The sequence below is a fragment of the Streptomyces roseolus genome (genome assembly GCF_014649855.1).
GTDB classification, from domain to species: domain Bacteria; phylum Actinomycetota; class Actinomycetes; order Streptomycetales; family Streptomycetaceae; genus Streptomyces; species Streptomyces roseolus.
Genome location: NZ_BMTV01000029.1, coordinates 26,201 through 41,295 on the forward strand (window position 1 = coordinate 26,201; position 15,095 = coordinate 41,295).

At 72.9% G+C, this 15,095-nt stretch carries 15 protein-coding genes and 1 pseudogene; 6 read left to right on the forward strand and 10 right to left on the reverse strand.

Features of this window, described 5'->3' with window-relative positions; all coding sequences use genetic code 11:
• Positions 1-72 precede the first annotated feature (72 nt).
• Together IE245_RS29105 and IE245_RS29110 are read right to left on the reverse strand one after the other, a co-directional pair.
• Positions 73-750, reverse strand: a complete 678-nt coding sequence (locus IE245_RS29105) for a response regulator transcription factor (protein ID WP_189952909.1) — start codon at positions 748-750, stop codon at positions 73-75.
• Positions 747-2,096, reverse strand: a complete 1,350-nt coding sequence (locus tag IE245_RS29110) for a sensor histidine kinase (protein ID WP_189952911.1) — start codon at positions 2,094-2,096, stop codon at positions 747-749. Before IE245_RS29110 ends, IE245_RS29105 begins: the two co-directional genes overlap by 4 nt.
• A gap of 108 nt (positions 2,097-2,204) precedes the next feature.
• On the opposite strand from IE245_RS29110, the gene IE245_RS29115 reads away from it, so the two are divergent.
• From IE245_RS29115 to recX, 4 genes and pseudogenes are all read left to right on the forward strand, one after another.
• On the forward strand, positions 2,205-2,990 hold the full coding sequence (locus tag IE245_RS29115) for an SGNH/GDSL hydrolase family protein (protein ID WP_189952913.1): 786 nt from the start codon (positions 2,205-2,207) through the stop codon (positions 2,988-2,990).
• A 249-nt stretch (positions 2,991-3,239) separates the two neighbouring features.
• Positions 3,240-3,817, forward strand: a pseudogene (locus tag IE245_RS29120) (hypothetical protein).
• A gap of 227 nt (positions 3,818-4,044) precedes the next feature.
• Complete coding sequence (gene recA, locus IE245_RS29125; protein WP_189953033.1) at positions 4,045-5,181, forward strand: recombinase RecA; 1,137 nt, start codon at positions 4,045-4,047, stop codon at positions 5,179-5,181.
• A 4-nt stretch (positions 5,182-5,185) separates the two neighbouring features.
• A complete protein-coding gene (recX, locus tag IE245_RS29130; RefSeq protein ID WP_189952915.1) occupies positions 5,186-5,752 on the forward strand; it encodes a recombination regulator RecX in 567 nt (188 codons plus the stop codon).
• Between the two features lie 247 nt (positions 5,753-5,999).
• Here the strand turns inward: recX and IE245_RS29135 are convergent, their stop codons facing one another.
• The 8 genes from IE245_RS29135 to IE245_RS29165 all read right to left on the reverse strand — a co-directional run bounded on the left by IE245_RS29135 (position 6,000) and on the right by IE245_RS29165 (position 12,650).
• A complete protein-coding gene (locus IE245_RS29135) occupies positions 6,000-6,434 on the reverse strand; it encodes a rhodanese-like domain-containing protein (protein WP_189952917.1) in 435 nt (144 codons plus the stop codon).
• The gene (locus tag IE245_RS29140) at positions 6,431-6,994 is read right to left on the reverse strand and encodes a cupin domain-containing protein (RefSeq protein ID WP_373305424.1); all 564 of its coding nucleotides are present in this window, start codon (positions 6,992-6,994) and stop codon (positions 6,431-6,433) included. The genes IE245_RS29135 and IE245_RS29140 overlap by 4 nt, the downstream gene beginning before the upstream one ends.
• 124 nt (positions 6,995-7,118) lie before the next feature.
• Entirely contained in the window at positions 7,119-7,166 is a 48-nt protein-coding gene (locus tag IE245_RS38160; protein WP_373305425.1) for a hypothetical protein, read from the reverse strand.
• 71 nt (positions 7,167-7,237) lie between these two features.
• Positions 7,238-8,974 carry an FAD-dependent monooxygenase gene (locus tag IE245_RS29145; RefSeq protein ID WP_189952922.1) on the reverse strand — a complete coding sequence of 579 codons (1,737 nt, stop codon included), beginning with the start codon at positions 8,972-8,974 and terminating at the stop codon, positions 7,238-7,240.
• Positions 8,975-9,310: 336 nt separating this feature from the next.
• On the reverse strand, positions 9,311-10,201 hold the full coding sequence (locus IE245_RS29150; protein ID WP_189952924.1) for an amino acid ABC transporter permease: 891 nt from the start codon (positions 10,199-10,201) through the stop codon (positions 9,311-9,313).
• Positions 10,198-10,872, reverse strand: a complete 675-nt coding sequence (locus IE245_RS29155) for an amino acid ABC transporter permease (protein WP_189952926.1) — start codon at positions 10,870-10,872, stop codon at positions 10,198-10,200. Before IE245_RS29155 ends, IE245_RS29150 begins: the two co-directional genes overlap by 4 nt.
• Before the next feature lie 115 nt (positions 10,873-10,987).
• Positions 10,988-11,809: a glutamate ABC transporter substrate-binding protein gene (locus IE245_RS29160; RefSeq protein WP_189952929.1), complete on the reverse strand. Its 822-nt coding sequence runs from the start codon at positions 11,807-11,809 to the stop codon at positions 10,988-10,990.
• 55 nt (positions 11,810-11,864) lie between these two features.
• Positions 11,865-12,650, reverse strand: coding sequence for an amino acid ABC transporter ATP-binding protein (locus tag IE245_RS29165; RefSeq protein WP_189952931.1), 786 nt, complete (start codon positions 12,648-12,650; stop codon positions 11,865-11,867).
• A gap of 263 nt (positions 12,651-12,913) precedes the next feature.
• Between IE245_RS29165 and IE245_RS29170 the strand changes: the two genes are divergently transcribed.
• Positions 12,914-13,639 carry a response regulator transcription factor gene (locus IE245_RS29170; protein ID WP_189952933.1) on the forward strand — a complete coding sequence of 242 codons (726 nt, stop codon included), beginning with the start codon at positions 12,914-12,916 and terminating at the stop codon, positions 13,637-13,639.
• Positions 13,640-13,657: 18 nt separating this feature from the next.
• A complete protein-coding gene (locus IE245_RS29175) occupies positions 13,658-15,055 on the forward strand; it encodes a sensor histidine kinase (RefSeq protein ID WP_189952935.1) in 1,398 nt (465 codons plus the stop codon).
• The last annotated feature ends 40 nt before the right edge of the window (positions 15,056-15,095 follow it).

The following is a 15,095-nucleotide window of genomic DNA, read 5'->3' on the forward strand; positions in this document are numbered from 1 at the left end:
ACCACGAAAGTTGATCCGGGTGGCACCGGACCCTTAGGGGGCGACCCCGGGAACGTCCGGCCTCACGGGGCGTCAGGCCAGCCAGCCGGGGGTGATCATCCCTGATTCGTAGGCCAGGACGACGAGTTGCGCCCGGTCCCTGACGCCCAGCTTGGTCATGATCCGGCTGACGTGGGTCTTGGCGGTGGCGGGGGAGAGGACGAGCCGGCCCGCGATCTCGTCGTTGGAGAGACCGGCCCCGACCAGGCCGAGGACCTCCCGTTCGCGGTCGGTGAGGGCGTCCAGACGGGGTGCCGGATCGGGGCGGCGGCCCGACGGGTCGGCGCGGCCGGCGAACTCGGAGATCAGCCGGCGGGTCACCGTGGGGGCGATGAGGGCGTCGCCGCGGGCCACGACCCGTACCGCGTGCAGCAGTTCCATCGGCTCGGTGTCCTTGACGAGGAAACCGGAGGCGCCGCCGCGCAGCGCCCCGTACACGTGCTCGTCCTCGTCGAAGGTGGTCAGGATGACGACCTTCACGCCGTCGAGACGGGGGTCGGCGGTGATCCGGCGGGTGGCCTCCAGACCGTCGAGCACGGGCATCCGGATGTCCATGAGGACCACGTCCGGACGGAGCTCGGCGGCGAGGGCCACGGCCGCCGCGCCGTCCCCCGCCTCTCCGGCGACCTCGATGTCGTCCTCGTCGGAGAGGATCGACCGGAATCCTGCGCGGACGAGGGTCTGGTCGTCGGCGAGCACGACGCGGATCATGCGGGCGTCCCTTCCTGCGGGGTGAGGGTCGTGGGGAGGCGGGCCTCGACGACGAAGCCGCCGCCGTCGGCCGGTCCGGCGGTGAGCGTGCCGCCGAGGGCGCGGGCCCGCTCGGCCATGCCGCGGATACCGGTCCCGCCGTTCACGGTCCCGGCGCTTCCGGTCTCACGGCTCCCGGTTCCGGCGCTCCTGGTATCTCCGTTCCAGGAGCCACCGCCTCCGGAGCCACCACTCCCGGAACCACCGCCTCCGGAGCCGCCCCTCCCGGAGTCGCCGCTCCCGGTCACGGTGCCCGCGGCCGTCGGACCGGATGTCCCGCCGCCGTCGGCGATCCGGAGCCGCACCGTGCCCGTCGCCGCCTCCCAGGCCAGGGAGACGGTGACGCCCGTGGTGGCGGAGTGACGGGTCACGTTCGTCAGCGACTCCTGCACGATGCGGTACGCGGCGAGGTCCACCGGCGGCGGCAGCGGTACGGGCGTGCCGGTGACCCGGGTGCGTACGTCGAGCCCGGCGGCGCGGGCCCGGGCGAGGAGGTCGCCCAGGAGGGCCAGGCCGGAGGCGGGCGGGGCGGTCGGCGCGGCCTCGTCGGCGCCGCGCAGCACCCCGAGGGTGGCGCGGAGCTCCCGCAGGGCGTCCTTGCTGGTGGTGCGGACCGCGGTCAGGGCCTCGGTGGCGGTGACGAGCGCGGCCTCGGGGTCGGGGCGCTTGGCGAGCCGGTGGAGGGCGGCACCGGACTGCACGTTGATGAGGGAGACGGTGTGGCCGAGGACGTCGTGGAGCTCGCGGGCGATCCGCAGCCGCTCCTCGGTGGCGCTCTGCCGGGCGCGGGCCTCCTGCTCGCGCTCGGCGGCGAGGGCCCGCTGCTCCACCTCGTGGAGATAGGCGGTACGGGTGCGCTGGGCCCGGCCGACCGCGACCAGGCTGATCAGCCAGCCGGCGAGCATCGCGAGCGCGGTCCCGTCGATCTGTCGATGGCCGGGCGCCTGGCGGGCCTCGCCGAGGCCGACCGCGAGGAGCGTGACGGCGGCGAGCGCCACGGCGGCGGCGAAGCGGCCCTCGGCGGCCGTGGTGTACAGCGCGAGGGCGAAGGCGATCAGGAGCGGCCCGTCCTGCGCGGAGTGCGGATAGTAGGCCACGCACGCGAGGAGGGTGGCGACGGCGACGGCCACGGGCCACCGGCGCCGGAGGGCGAGGGCGCCGCAGCCGACGAGCACGAGCGCCCAGCCGAACGCGGCGCGCGGGGCGGACTCGTGCGCGTGCCACCCCGAGATCAGCGTCCAGACCGTCACCAGGAGGAGCACGAGGCCGGCGAGGAGGGCGTCGGCGGTCCGGGGCGGGAGGCGCATGGGTCGAAGGATAGGCGGGACGGGGGAGGCGGGCCGCCCGGCCGTCCTATACTAAAAAAATTGAATAGGTCATGAGTCGGGTACGGCGGGGAAGAGGGTGGCGGACGGATGGGTGCGCACGGATATCTGCGGTACGTGGCCCTCGGTGACAGTCAGACCGAGGGCGTGGGCGACGGGGACGACCTCACCGGGCTGCGCGGCTGGGCCGACCGCCTCGCCGAACACCTCGCCCGGACCGGCCCCGGAGTCCGGTACGCCAACCTCGCCGTACGGGGACGCCTGGCCGGCGAGGTGTGGACCGGACAGCTTCCGGCCGCCCTCGCGCTCCGGCCCGATCTCGCCACCGTCGTCGCCGGGGTGAACGATCTGCTGCGGCCCGGCTTCGACGCGGACGAGACCGCCGGCCACCTGGAGGCCGTCTTCGCCGCCCTGACCGCCCAGGGCGCCCGCGTGGCCACCCTCACCTTCCCCGACGTCGGCCGCGTCGCCCCGCTGGCCCGGCCGCTCGCGCCGCGCGTCCACGCCCTCAACGACCGGATCAGGCGGGCCGCCCGGCGGCACGGCGTGACCGTCGCCGAGACCGCCCACCACGAGGTGGTCACCGACCCCCGGCTGTGGAGCGCCGACCGGCTGCACGCCTCTCCCCTCGGGCACGCCCGCATCGCGGCCGCCGTCGCCGACGCGCTCGCCCTGCCGGGCAGCGACGACACCTGGACCCGGCCGCTGCCGCCGCTCCCGGTCCCCACGCGCCTGGCCACCGCCGCCGGCGAGCTCGCCTGGGCCGGATCCTTCCTCGGGCCCTGGATCGCGCGCAGGGTGCGCGGCCGGTCCTCCGGGGACGGCCGGATCGCCAAGCGCCCCGGACTCCTGCCCGTCGAGCGGCGCGGGGAGTAGCCCGACGGCCCTGCCCAGGCGTGCGCGGCCGGTCGGCACGTGAAGCCCGGTCGGCACGTGAGGCCCGGTCCCGTCCTCTGCCGGCCAGTCGGCGCGTGAGGTCCGGCCCCGTCCTCTGCCGGGCGGTCAACGCGTGAGGTCCGGTTCAGCCGTCTGAAGGTCGTTTCCGGCGAACCGCCGGAAGTCGTCCGATGAGCCTCCTACCGTACGGACTGACCGTGCCGACGCGGTCCCACGAGGAGGAAGCCCGTGTCTTCGCCCTGCGACCCCCGCTACGCCCCCGCCGGTGACGTGAACGGGGCGCTCATGGTGATCGACTCCCGGCTCAAGGCCGTCCACGACGGCAGGACCGGGAACGACCCCGAGCAGCAGAAGCTGCTCGACCAGCTCACGGCGTCCCTGGACCTGGAGGGCGTCAACGACCTCCTGGACGGCGCGTGCACGCTCGTCTTCATCTTCATGAAGTGGCTGCGGGAGGTGCACGAGGAGCACGACCGGGACGTCGTCGAGTACGTGGTCCCCAGCCTCGTCGCCACGCTGCGCATGATGCCCCGGAGCGTGCGTCCCGAGGCGATCCCCACCATGGCCGGCCTGGCGATCGCGGCCGGCACCGGCCTGAGCCCAGCCTCTGGCGGCGGCAGTACGGGGAGTGGACCAAGGAGGAGATGACCGCCCTGGAGGCCACCGCCCTCCTGCTGGCCGAGCACATCAACCGGATCGCCGGCGACCGCGACTACGCCACCCGGATGATCGGCGAGACCCTCTCGCGCGCCGACCGCGAGGCGCGGTCGGGCTTCGGCGGGGAGTGGGACGAGGCGGGCGAGTAGGTGCGGGAGAGGGCCGCGGCGGGCGCGCCGGGAGTTGTCCACAGGGAGGGCGTGGCGCGCTTGACATGAAAATCGAACATCTATTCTCATGAAGGTTCCGGCCCTTGGAATCGCGGGCATCTCGGCGAGTTGTCCACAGGTCGGAGAGACGTGAGGGCCCGTTGTCAGTGGCAGGGGTTAGCGTCTTTCACATGAAGCGATCGACTCAGACACCCCGGGTGGAACCCATGGCAGGAACCGACCGCGAGAAGGCGCTCGACGCCGCGCTCGCACAGATTGAACGCCAATTCGGCAAGGGCGCCGTGATGCGCATGGGCGACCGTACCCAGGAGCCGATCGAGGTGATCTCCACCGGTTCGACCGCCCTCGACGTCGCCCTCGGCGTCGGCGGTCTGCCGCGTGGCCGTGTCGTGGAGATCTACGGCCCGGAGTCCTCCGGTAAGACGACCCTGACCCTGCACGCCGTGGCCAACGCGCAGAAGGCCGGCGGACAGGTCGCCTTCGTCGACGCCGAGCACGCCCTCGACCCCGAGTACGCCCGCAAGCTGGGCGTCGACATCGACAACCTCATCCTGTCCCAGCCGGACAACGGCGAGCAGGCCCTCGAGATCGTCGACATGCTGGTCCGCTCCGGCGCCCTCGACCTCATCGTCATCGACTCAGTCGCGGCGCTCGTCCCGCGCGCGGAGATCGAGGGCGAGATGGGCGACTCCCACGTCGGTCTCCAGGCCCGACTGATGAGCCAGGCCCTCCGGAAGATCACCAGCGCCCTCAACCAGTCCAAGACCACCGCGATCTTCATCAACCAGCTCCGCGAGAAGATCGGTGTGATGTTCGGCTCGCCCGAGACCACGACCGGTGGCCGCGCGCTCAAGTTCTACGCCTCGGTGCGCATCGACATCCGCCGCATCGAGACCCTCAAGGACGGTACGGAGGCGGTCGGCAACCGCACCCGCTGCAAGGTCGTGAAGAACAAGGTCGCGCCCCCGTTCAAGCAGGCCGAGTTCGACATCCTCTACGGCCAGGGCATCAGCCGCGAGGGCGGTCTGATCGACATGGGCGTGGAGCACGGCTTCGTCCGCAAGGCCGGCGCCTGGTACACGTACGAGGGCGACCAGCTCGGCCAGGGCAAGGAGAACGCCCGCAACTTCCTGAAGGACAACCCCGACCTCGCCAACGAGATCGAGAAGAAGATCAAGGAGAAGCTGGGCGTCGGCGTCCGCCCCGACGCCGCGAAGACCGACCCGGCCGCCGTCGACGCGGCGGACGCGGCGGACCCGACCGCCGCGGACGACGCCAAGGCGGCCCCGGCCACCGCGGCCAAGACGGCCAAGACGGCCAAGGCCACCGCGGCCAAGAGCTGAACCGGTGACCGGCCGCACCGAATGGCCGGGTGACAGCCCCGACTCGTCGAGGGCCGAGAAGGAGCTGTCACCCCAGGATCCGGCTGAGCGGGCGCGGGCTATCTGTCTGCGCCTGCTCACCGGAACCCCCCGCACGCGCAGACAGCTGGCCGATGCCCTGCGCAAGCGGGAGATCCCCGACGACGTCGCCGAGGAGGTCCTCGCCCGCTTCGAGGACGTCGGCCTCATCGACGACGCCGCCTTCGCGGATGCCTGGGTGGAGTCCCGCCACCACGGGCGGGGCCTCGCCCGCCGCGCCCTCGCCCGCGAGCTGCGCACCAAGGGCATCGACCCCGGCCTCGTGCAGGAGGCCGTGGGGCAGCTGGACTCCGAGCAGGAGGAAGCCACCGCGCGCGAGCTGGTGGCGCGCAAGCTCCGCGCCACCCGCGGTCTCGACCGCGACCGCCGGCTCAGACGCCTCGCCGGCATGCTCGCCCGCAAGGGCTATCCGGAGGGCATGGCCCTGCGGGTGGTCCGCCAGGCCCTGGAGGCGGAGGGCGAGGCCACCGACGGCCTGGAGGAGGGCTACTAGAGCCCTCCGGGGGACCAGGCCGCCCGTGGCGCGGTGCTCACGACCGGCCGGATCCGGGCGAGTCCGGCGTGTGCGGCGCGGAGCCCGGTGCGGAGGGGGCGGACCCGGTGCCGGGTCCGATTCCGAGCCCGTTGCCGAGGGGCGCCGGTTCCGGTGCCGAGCCCGGCTCCGGAACCGCTGCCGCGAGGGCCCCGGACCCGGTGCCGAGGGGGGTGCCGGGGCGTGGGTCGAAGGGCGTCGGCCGGAGCTATGAGGTGGTCGCCGGGTGACTGTCGGGGGGCAGTTCTCCCGGCGGGAGGACCGGGAGGCCGGCCGCCTTCCAGGCCTGGAAGCCGCCGATCAGGTCGGTCGCCCGGTGGAGGCCCAGGCGGCGGAGGGATTCCGCCGCCAGCGAGGAGGCGTAGCCCTCGTTGCAGAAGACCACCACCCGCAGGTCGTGACCGGTGGCGCGCGGGGAGCGGTGGCTGCCCAGGGGGTCGAGCCGCCACTCCAGTTCGTTCCTCTCCACGACCAGCGCGCCCGGGACCAGGCCGTCCCGTTCCCGCAGGGCCGCGTAGCGGGTGTCGACCAGGAGCGCTTCGCCCGAGGCGTACTCCTCGTACGCGGTGCGGGCGTCGACCCGGTCGAGACCGGCCCGCACCCGTTCCAGGAGCTCGTCGATGCCGACGCGGTCGCCGCTCACTGCCAGTCCTCCGGGCGCTCGACCTGCTCCAGGCGGAGCACCGGGCCGGTCCGGCTGAAGCGCCGGATCAGCGGGAGCGGCGGGTAGTAGGCGTGCACCGAGATCGCGTGGGCGTCGGGGGAGGGGTTCAGCACCTCGTGCAGGTGGTCGCGGCCGAAGGCGCGGCCGTCGCCGGCGCCGAGCCGGCGGGAGCGGTCGAGGTCCTCGGCCAGCTCCAGGGTCTTCCAGCCGCCCGCCGGGAGCCGGACCGCGAGCGAGTGCTCGGTCAGGCTGCCGCGGGCGGTGGCGAAGGCGCCGACGGACTCGGCGTGGTCGTGCCAGCCGGTGCCGGTGCCGGGCGGCCAGCCGATGAGCCAGGCCTCGCTGCCGCCGGGGCCGTCCAGGCGCACCCAGGTGCGGCCTTCCGGATCGAGCGGCAGGGAGTCGACGAGGGCCTGGTCGGCGGCGGTGCGGAGGACGAAGTCGAGCAGTTCGGCCGCGGTCGGGCGACCGGCGGACGGGGGAGCGGCGGAGGGGGAAGAAGTGACAGAAGACGCGGGCACGGGTGACCGTCCTGGAATCGCTGGAGTGCGCGCCGTGAAGGAGAACGACGGGTTCGCCGGGGAAGCCGAACCGAGGACGCCCGCGGGACGGAGGTCCGGGGCGGAGCGGGTCGGGTGGGCGCGCGGGGAAAGGGAGGCGAGTTCAGAAGGACGGGCGACACACGCAGCCCGCATAGCGGATCAGGTCCATGTGGACCCTCCGCCACAGGCGTACATCGGTGTCGGTCACGCTCCGGAGTACACCACGAGCGCCCGCGTGAATCAATGGACTTCCACCGTCCGGTCGTGAGCCGGCGACGCTTCGGCCGGGGCCGGCACCCCGATGGAGAGTGCTTCCTCGGCCGTCGCGGGAAGGATCGGCGGCTCGTCCTCGGCGGAGTCGGCGGGCTCCTCGGGGGCGGTGCCGCGGGCGGCCTCGGCCGCCGCGCGGAGCTCCTCGGGGTGCACGCCCGCGAAGGCGGCGACCAGGTGCCCGTCGGGGCGGACCAGCAGGACGGCATGGGCGGGTGCCCCGGGGTAGGCGTCGGTGACCAGGACCTCCGCCGCCACCGGGAGGGCCTCGGCGGCCTCCTCCAGACGGGGCATCAGGCCGGCCGTGCGCCAGTGCCGGCGCTCCCACACCCCGGAGCCGGGGGCGACGAGGAGGACCAGGAAGCGGCCCTGCCCCAGCCGGTCCCGGAGCCGTACCGTCGTGTCGTCGGGGGCGGTCACCCGGACGTCCTCGACGGGCGCGCCGAGCGGGGTGCCGACCGGGACCATGCCCTCGCTGAAGGGCGCGGCGAGCGGCGAGTGCGGATAGGCGGGGGAGGCTCCCAGCGGGCCCCGGCCCAGGTGCCCGTCGGTCAGCAGGGCTTCGTGGCCCCGCATCGCGCCCGGCAGGTAGCTGCGCAGTCCGCCGCCGCCGCGCAGCGCCGGCAGGGCCCGGTCGGCGGCGCGCAGCCGGGCCGCGATCGCCGTGCGGCGTTCGCTCTGGTAGCTGTCGAGCAGGGCGTCGGGGGCGGCCCGGTGCCAGATGAGGGCGAGTTTCCAGGCGAGGTTGTCGACGTCCCGGAGGCCCTCGTCGAGGCTCTGGGTGCCGATCGCGCCCAGCAGGTGGGCTGCTTCTCCGGCCAGCAGCACCCGGTCGACGCGCCAGCGGCGGGCCAGCCGGTGATGCAGGGTGTGGACGCCGGTGTCGAGGAGCTCGTACGGAGGGGTGGTGCCCTCGCACCAGCCGGCCAGGGTCTCGCGGATCCGGGCCACCAGGGCGTCCGGCGTGACGAGTTCGCCGCGCGGCGGCAGCAGCCAGTCGATCCGCCACACCCCGTCGGGCAGCGGGCGGGCGGTGATCTCGTCGCCGGAGCCGCGCCACGGGGGCTGACGGTGCAGCAGGGACTCGCCGGGCCAGGGGAGTTCGGTGCGCAGCGCGGCGACCGCGTGCCGCTCGACCGCGGTGCGGCCGGGGAAGCGGACGCCGAGCAGCTTGCGGACCGTGGAGCGGGCGCCGTCGCAGCCGACGAGGTGGCTGCCCCGCCACCAGGTGCCCTCCGGGCCGCGGGTGTGGGCGGTGACCCCGGTGCGGTCCTGCTCGACGGTGTCCAGACGGGCGTCGGTGACGAGCCGGACGAGCGGTTCGCGGGCGATGGCCTCACGCAGCCCGCGGGCGAGCGCGTGCTGGGTGATGTGCAGGGGGGCGGCCGGAGCGGCGGGGGAGTCGGGGTCCTCGGACCACTCCTCGGTGCCGCCGAGTCCCAGGTCGAAGGCGACCTCGCGGGTCGGCCGGCGGCGCTGCATCCCGCGCCACCCGACCCAGCGCAGCCCCTCGTCGCGGACGGTGGCGCAGCCCAGCCGCTCGACCAGGGCGGCCATGTCGGCGCGCAGCACGACGGTCCGCGCCGGGCGCGGCTCCTCCTGGCCGGAGGTCTCGTCGAGGACGACGCTGGGCACGCCCTGCGCGGCGAGCGCGAGGGAGAGCGCGAGGCCGACCGGCCCCGCGCCCACGATGATCACCGGGTCCACGGCGCGGCTCCAAAAGGCCGGAAAGTCATGGGGGCAGCACAGCAGAGTGTGGCACGAGCCCGGTGCTTGATCACAGACCGTATGCAACCCAGTCAGGGTGTTTTGCGTCAAGTGACGCGGTGGGCGTGGTGCGGCTGTTGTCAGGTCGGGGCCGTTTCCGGGCGCCCGGGCCGCCCCACGTACCGCTTCCGGCCCCACCATGACCTCCGGCCCCGCCGGTTCCACCGGAAGCGGATGCTCCGGGGGAGCCGGACGGGGCCGGAAGCGGACGGGCGCGGAGTTGGGGGGAAACCGGGCCGGTCGGGGTGGTGGTCGTACGGGATCCGTCGGCGGGGATCAGGCGCCGGTGCCGCCCGCGCCCGCTTCGACGGCCGGCGTGAGCGGGGCCGCGTCCTTCACCGCGGCGGCCTTGCGGCCCTGCCGGAGCCGCTTCTCCAGGCGGGCGGCGAGGTAGGTGAGGAGGGCGTTGAGCGCGATGTAGATCAGGGCGATGACGGTGAACGCGGCGATCGTGTTGGCGCCGTAGTTGGCGGTGATCTGCCGGTTCTGGCTGAGCAGTTCGCCGAAGCCGAGCAGCGCGCCGCCGAGCGCGGTGTCCTTCACGATGACGACGAGCTGGCTGACCAGGGCGGGGAGCATGACCGTCACGGCCTGCGGCAGCAGCACGTACAGCATGGTCTGGCCCTTGCGCATGCCGAGCGCGACGGCCGCGTCGCCCTGGCCCCGGGGGAGCGAGAGGACGCCGGCGCGGACGACCTCGGCGATGACGGAGGCGTTGTAGAGCACCAGGCCGGTGACGACCGCGTACAGGGGGCGGAAGTCGGAGCTGACGGGCGTGTAGGCGGCGTACACGGCGCTGGAGAACATCATCAGCAGCAGCACCGGGATGGCGCGGAAGAACTCCACGACCGCGCCGACCGGGACGCGCACCCAGCGGTGGTCGGAGAGCCGGCCGATGCCCAGGGCCGCACCGAGCGGCAGCGCGATCAGGATGGAGAGCGCGGCGGCCTTCAGCGTCTCGACCAGGCCGGGGAGCAGGTACGTCGTCCACACCTGGGAGTCGGTGACGAACGGGCTCCACTTCTCCGCCGCCAGCTGGTCCTTCTCCGCCATGGCGGAGAGCACCCAGAAGGCCACCAGGCCCAGGACGACGAGGAAGACGATCGTGTAGAGGACGTTGCGCCGCTTGGCCTTGGGGCCGGGGACGTCGTAGAGGACGGAGCTCATCGCTTCACCGCCAGTCGCTTGGCCGCCCAGCCCAGGACCAGGCCGGTGGGGAGGGTGAGGAGGATGAAGCCGAAGGCGAAGATCCCGAAGACCGCGAAGAGGGCGTCGGCCTCGTTCTCGATCATCTCCTTCATCAGGAACGCGGCCTCGGCGGCGCTGATCGCGGCCGCCACCGTGGTGTTCTTGGTGAGGGCGATGAGCACGTTCGCGAGCGGGGTGATCGCCGCGCGGAACGCCTGGGGGAGGATCACCTGGGTCAGGACCTGGGTGAAGTTCATGCCCAGCGCGCGGGCGGCCTCGGCCTGGCCCGCCGGGACCGTGTTGATGCCGGAGCGCAGGGCCTCGCAGACGAAGGTGCCGGTGTACGCGCTGAGGCCGAGGATCGCGAGGCGGAAGCCGACCTCCTCGAAGTCCTTGCCGCCGAGCGTCACCGCGAGGGTCTGGTCGAGGACGAAGGAGCAGGCCAGGATGACGACCGTCAGCGGCGTGTTGCGGACGAGGTTCACGTACGTGGTGCCGAAGGCGCGCATCAGCGGGACCGGGCTGACCCGCATGGCGACCAGGGCGGTGCCCCAGACCAGCGAGCCGATCGCCGAGTAGAGGGCGAGCTGCGCCGTCACCCAGAAGGCGCCGAGCAGGTCGTACTGCCCGGAATCAAGAAAGTCGAACACGATGCTCCGCGCTCTCCCCTGGTGGTCGGTCGGTGGGACGGCCGGTGCGTCGGCAGCGGCCGGTGGCGCCGTGACGGCCGCCCGGGCGGGGCGGCCGTCACGGCAGCGCGCGAGGTCAGCCCGCGATCTTCGGGGCGGGCTCGTTCTTGTAGCCGGAGGGGCCGAAGTGCTGCTTCACGAGCTTGTCCCAGGTGCCGTCGGACACCATCTTCTCCAGGGCCTTGTTGATCTTGCCCTTGAGCTCGGAGTCGCCCTTCTTGAGGCCGATGCCGTAGTTCTCGTCGCTCATCGAGAGGCCCGCGAGCTTGAACTTGCCCTGGTGCTCCTTCTGCGAGGCGTAGCCCGCGAGGATGGAGGCGTCTGTGGTGAGGGCGTCGACGCGCTTGTTCTCCAGGCCGGTCAGGCACTCGGAGTAGCCGCCGAGCTGCTGGAGGTCGGCCTGCGGGGCCAGCTTCTCCTTGACGTTCTGCGCGGAGGTCGAGCCGGTGACCGAGCAGAGCTTCTTGGAGTTGAGGTCCTCGACCTTGGTGATCGAAGTGTCGTCGGCGCGGACCAGCAGGTCCTGGTGGGTCAGGAAGTACGGGCCGGCGAAGTCGACCTCCTTCAGGCGCTTCTCGTTGATCGAGTAGCTCGCGACGATGAACTTCACGTCGCCGTTCTTGATGAGGTTCTCGCGCTCGGCGGAGGGCGCCTGCTTCCAGTTGATCTTGCCCTCGTCGTAGCCCAGCTCCTTGGCGACGTACCGGGCGACGTCGACGTCGAAGCCCGCGTACGAGCCGTCCGGGGTCTTCAGGCCGAGACCCGGCTGGTCGAACTTGATGCCGATGGTGATCTTGTCGCCGTTGCTGCCCGAGTCCGAGCCGGTGCCGCAGGCGGTGGCGGTCAGGGCGAGGACGACGGCGGCCGCGGCGGCGGCGGAGACGGTACGAAGCTTCATGGGTGAACGTCCCTTGGGTAGCGGTGAGTTTGCGAAGACTAAGTCGTCGACTCGCTCAGTGGTGCAGGATTTTGGAGAGGAAGTCCTTCGCCCGGTCGCTGCGCGGGTTGTTGAAGAACTCCTCGGGGGTGGCCTGTTCGACGATCCTGCCGTCGGCCATGAAGACGACCCGGTCGGCCGCGGAGCGGGCGAAGCCCATCTCGTGCGTCACGACCACCATCGTCATGCCCTCCCGGGCCAGCTGCTGCATGACCTCAAGCACCTCGTTGATCATCTCCGGGTCCAGGGCCGAGGTCGGCTCGTCGAAGAGCATCACCTTCGGACCCATGGCGAGCGCGCGGGCGATCGCCACGCGTTGCTGCTGGCCGCCGGAGAGCTGCGCCGGGTACTTGTCGGCCTGCGCGGCCACTCCCACCCGCTCCAGCAGGGTGCGGGCCTTGGCCTCCGCCTCGGCCTTCGCGGTGCCGCGGACCTTGATCTGGCCCAGCATCACGTTCTCGAGCACCGTCTTGTGCGCGAAGAGATTGAAGGACTGGAAGACCATGCCGACGTCCGACCGCAGCCGGGCCAGCTCCCTGCCCTCCGCGGGCAGCGGCTTGCCGTCGATCGTGATCGTGCCCGCGTCGATGGTCTCCAGGCGGTTGATCGTCCGGCACAGCGTCGACTTGCCGGAACCCGACGGCCCGATGACGACGACGACTTCACCGCGGCCGATCGTGAGGTCGATGTCCTGCAGCACGTGCAGCGCGCCGAAGTGCTTGTTCACGCCGGACAGGACGACCAGGTCGTCCTGGGCCCGGGGGGCGTCCTCGTGGTTCTTGGACACTGCCACTCCGCTCATCGGCCTCTTGCTCCGTCCTCCTCGGTTGGGAGGACACTAGAGACCCGTCCGGATGACCGTCATCACATCTGAGCGGAAATTGAGGATAACGATAGGGCGACAGTCGGACACTCTGGGTGAAGACGGTCCAGGGGGGCGTACCGGGTGGATAACGGAAGCAGGGCCTCCACAGGGGGACACTTGACTGTGACGTCGGTGATCGGCGTTCATGGGGCGTTCACGTCCCGAACGCGGCACACCCCGGCGAACGAGAGGAGAAGACCATGCGACTGCTGCTCGTCGAGGACGACGACCACGTCGCCGCGGCCCTCTCCGCGATCCTCGCCAAGCACGGCTTCGCCGTCACCCACGCCCGCAACGGCGAGGAGGCGCTCCAGGCCGTCCTCCCCACCGCGCAGGGCGAGCGCCCCTCGTACGGCGTGATCCTGCTCGACCTCGGCCTCCCCGACCAGGACGGCTACCAGGTCTGCGCGCGCATCCGGAAGCTCACCACCACCCCGGTGATCATGGTGACCGCCCGCGCCGACGTGCGCTCCCGGATCCACGGCCTCAACCTCGGCGCCGACGACTACGTCGTCAAGCCCTACGACCCCGGCGAACTGCTCGCCCGCATCCACGCCGTCTCCCGGCGCACCTCCGGTCCCGCCGGCGAGGACACCTCCTCCGGCGGTACGGGCTCCGCCGCCGACGCCACCGTGCTCCGCCTCGGGTCCGTCGCCGTCGAGCTGCCCACCCGGCGCGTCAGCGTCGACGGCGAACCCGTCGCCCTCACCCGCAAGGAGTTCGACCTGCTCGCCCTCCTCGCCCAGCGGCCCGGCGTCGTCTTCCGCCGCGAGCAGATCATCTCCGAGGTATGGCAGACCAGTTGGGAGGGGACCGGTCGCACTCTGGAGGTGCACGTCGCCTCGCTCCGCTCCAAGCTGCGGATGCCCGCCCTGATCGAGACCGTGCGGGGCGTCGGCTACCGCCTGGTCGCCCCGGCCGCGTAACGCCCGGCCGCCCCGCCCGTGCGCACCCGACTCCTCCCCCTGCTCATCGTCCTGATGGCGGGGGTCCTGCTCGCCCTCGGCTTCCCGCTCGCCGCCAGCCTCGCCGCCGCCCAGCAGCAGCGGGTCGTCGTCGACCGGCTCGACGACGCCGCCCGCTTCGCCGCCCTCGCCCAGTTCGTCGGCGACCTCGCCACCGGCAGGGACGAGCGCCGCACCACCCTCAGCGGCGAGCTCGCCAGCTACCACGACGTGTACGGCATCCGGGCCGGCATCTTCTACCGCGACAACCGCGCCATGGCCGCCGCCCCCGAGGACTGGGTCGTCCCCTACGACGGCGAGGGCCGCCGCGCCTTCAACGAGGCCCTGCTCGGCCGCCGCAGCCACGACCCGCCGCAGGTCTGGCCCTGGCAGCCGCACGCCCGCCTCACCATCGCCTCCCCGGTCGTCCGCGACGGGGACGTCATCGCCGTCGTCGTCACCGACTCGCCCACCGGCGAGCTCCGCGCCCGCATCCTCCGCGGCTGGCTGGTGATCTTCGCCGGCGAGGCCGCCGCGATGCTGCTCGCCGTCGGCGCCGCCGTACGCCTCACCGGCTGGGTCCTGCGCCCGGTCCGGGTCCTGGACGGCGTCACCCACGACATCGCCACCGGCCGGATGAACTCCCGGGTCGCCGAGGCCGGCGGCCCGCCCGAACTGCGCCGCCTGGCCCGCTCGTTCAACGAGATGGCCGACCACGTCGAGGAATCCCTCGAACAGCAGCGGGCGTTCGTCGCCGACGCCTCCCACCAGCTGCGCAACCCGCTCGCCGCGCTGCTGCTCCGCATCGAGCTGCTCGCCCTCGAACTGCCCGAGGGGAACGAGGAGATCGCCTCCGTGCGCACCGAGGGCAAGCGGCTCGCACAGGTCCTCGACGACCTCCTCGACCTGGCCCTCGCCGAGCACGCCGACGCCGATCTGCGGCTCACCGACGTCGGCGCGCTCACCGCCGAGCGGATCGTCTCCTGGCGGCCGGTCGCCGACGACAAGGGCGTCGTCCTGGTGGGGGAGTGCGGGGCGGCGACCGGCTGGGCGGACCCGGTGGCCCTGTCCAGCGCGCTCGACGCCGTCGTCGACAACGCGCTGAAGTTCACGCCCGCCGGGGAGCGGGTCACCGTACGGGTCCTGCCGGGGAAGGACGTCGTCGAGGTCGTCGTCGCCGACCTCGGCCCCGGCCTCACCGAGGAGGAGCTGACCCGGGTCGGCGACCGCTTCTGGCGTTCCGGACGCCACCAGAACGTCAAGGGCTCGGGCCTCGGCCTCTCCATCGCCCGCGTCCTGCTGTCCGCCACCGGCGGCGACATCGCCTTCGCCCCGAACGAGCCGCACGGCCTGAAGGTGACGGTCACGGTGCCGCGCCACGAGCCGACGGACCGGTGAGGGGCGATGCCCGGACCGTGAGGGAGGGGGCGGCGGGGCC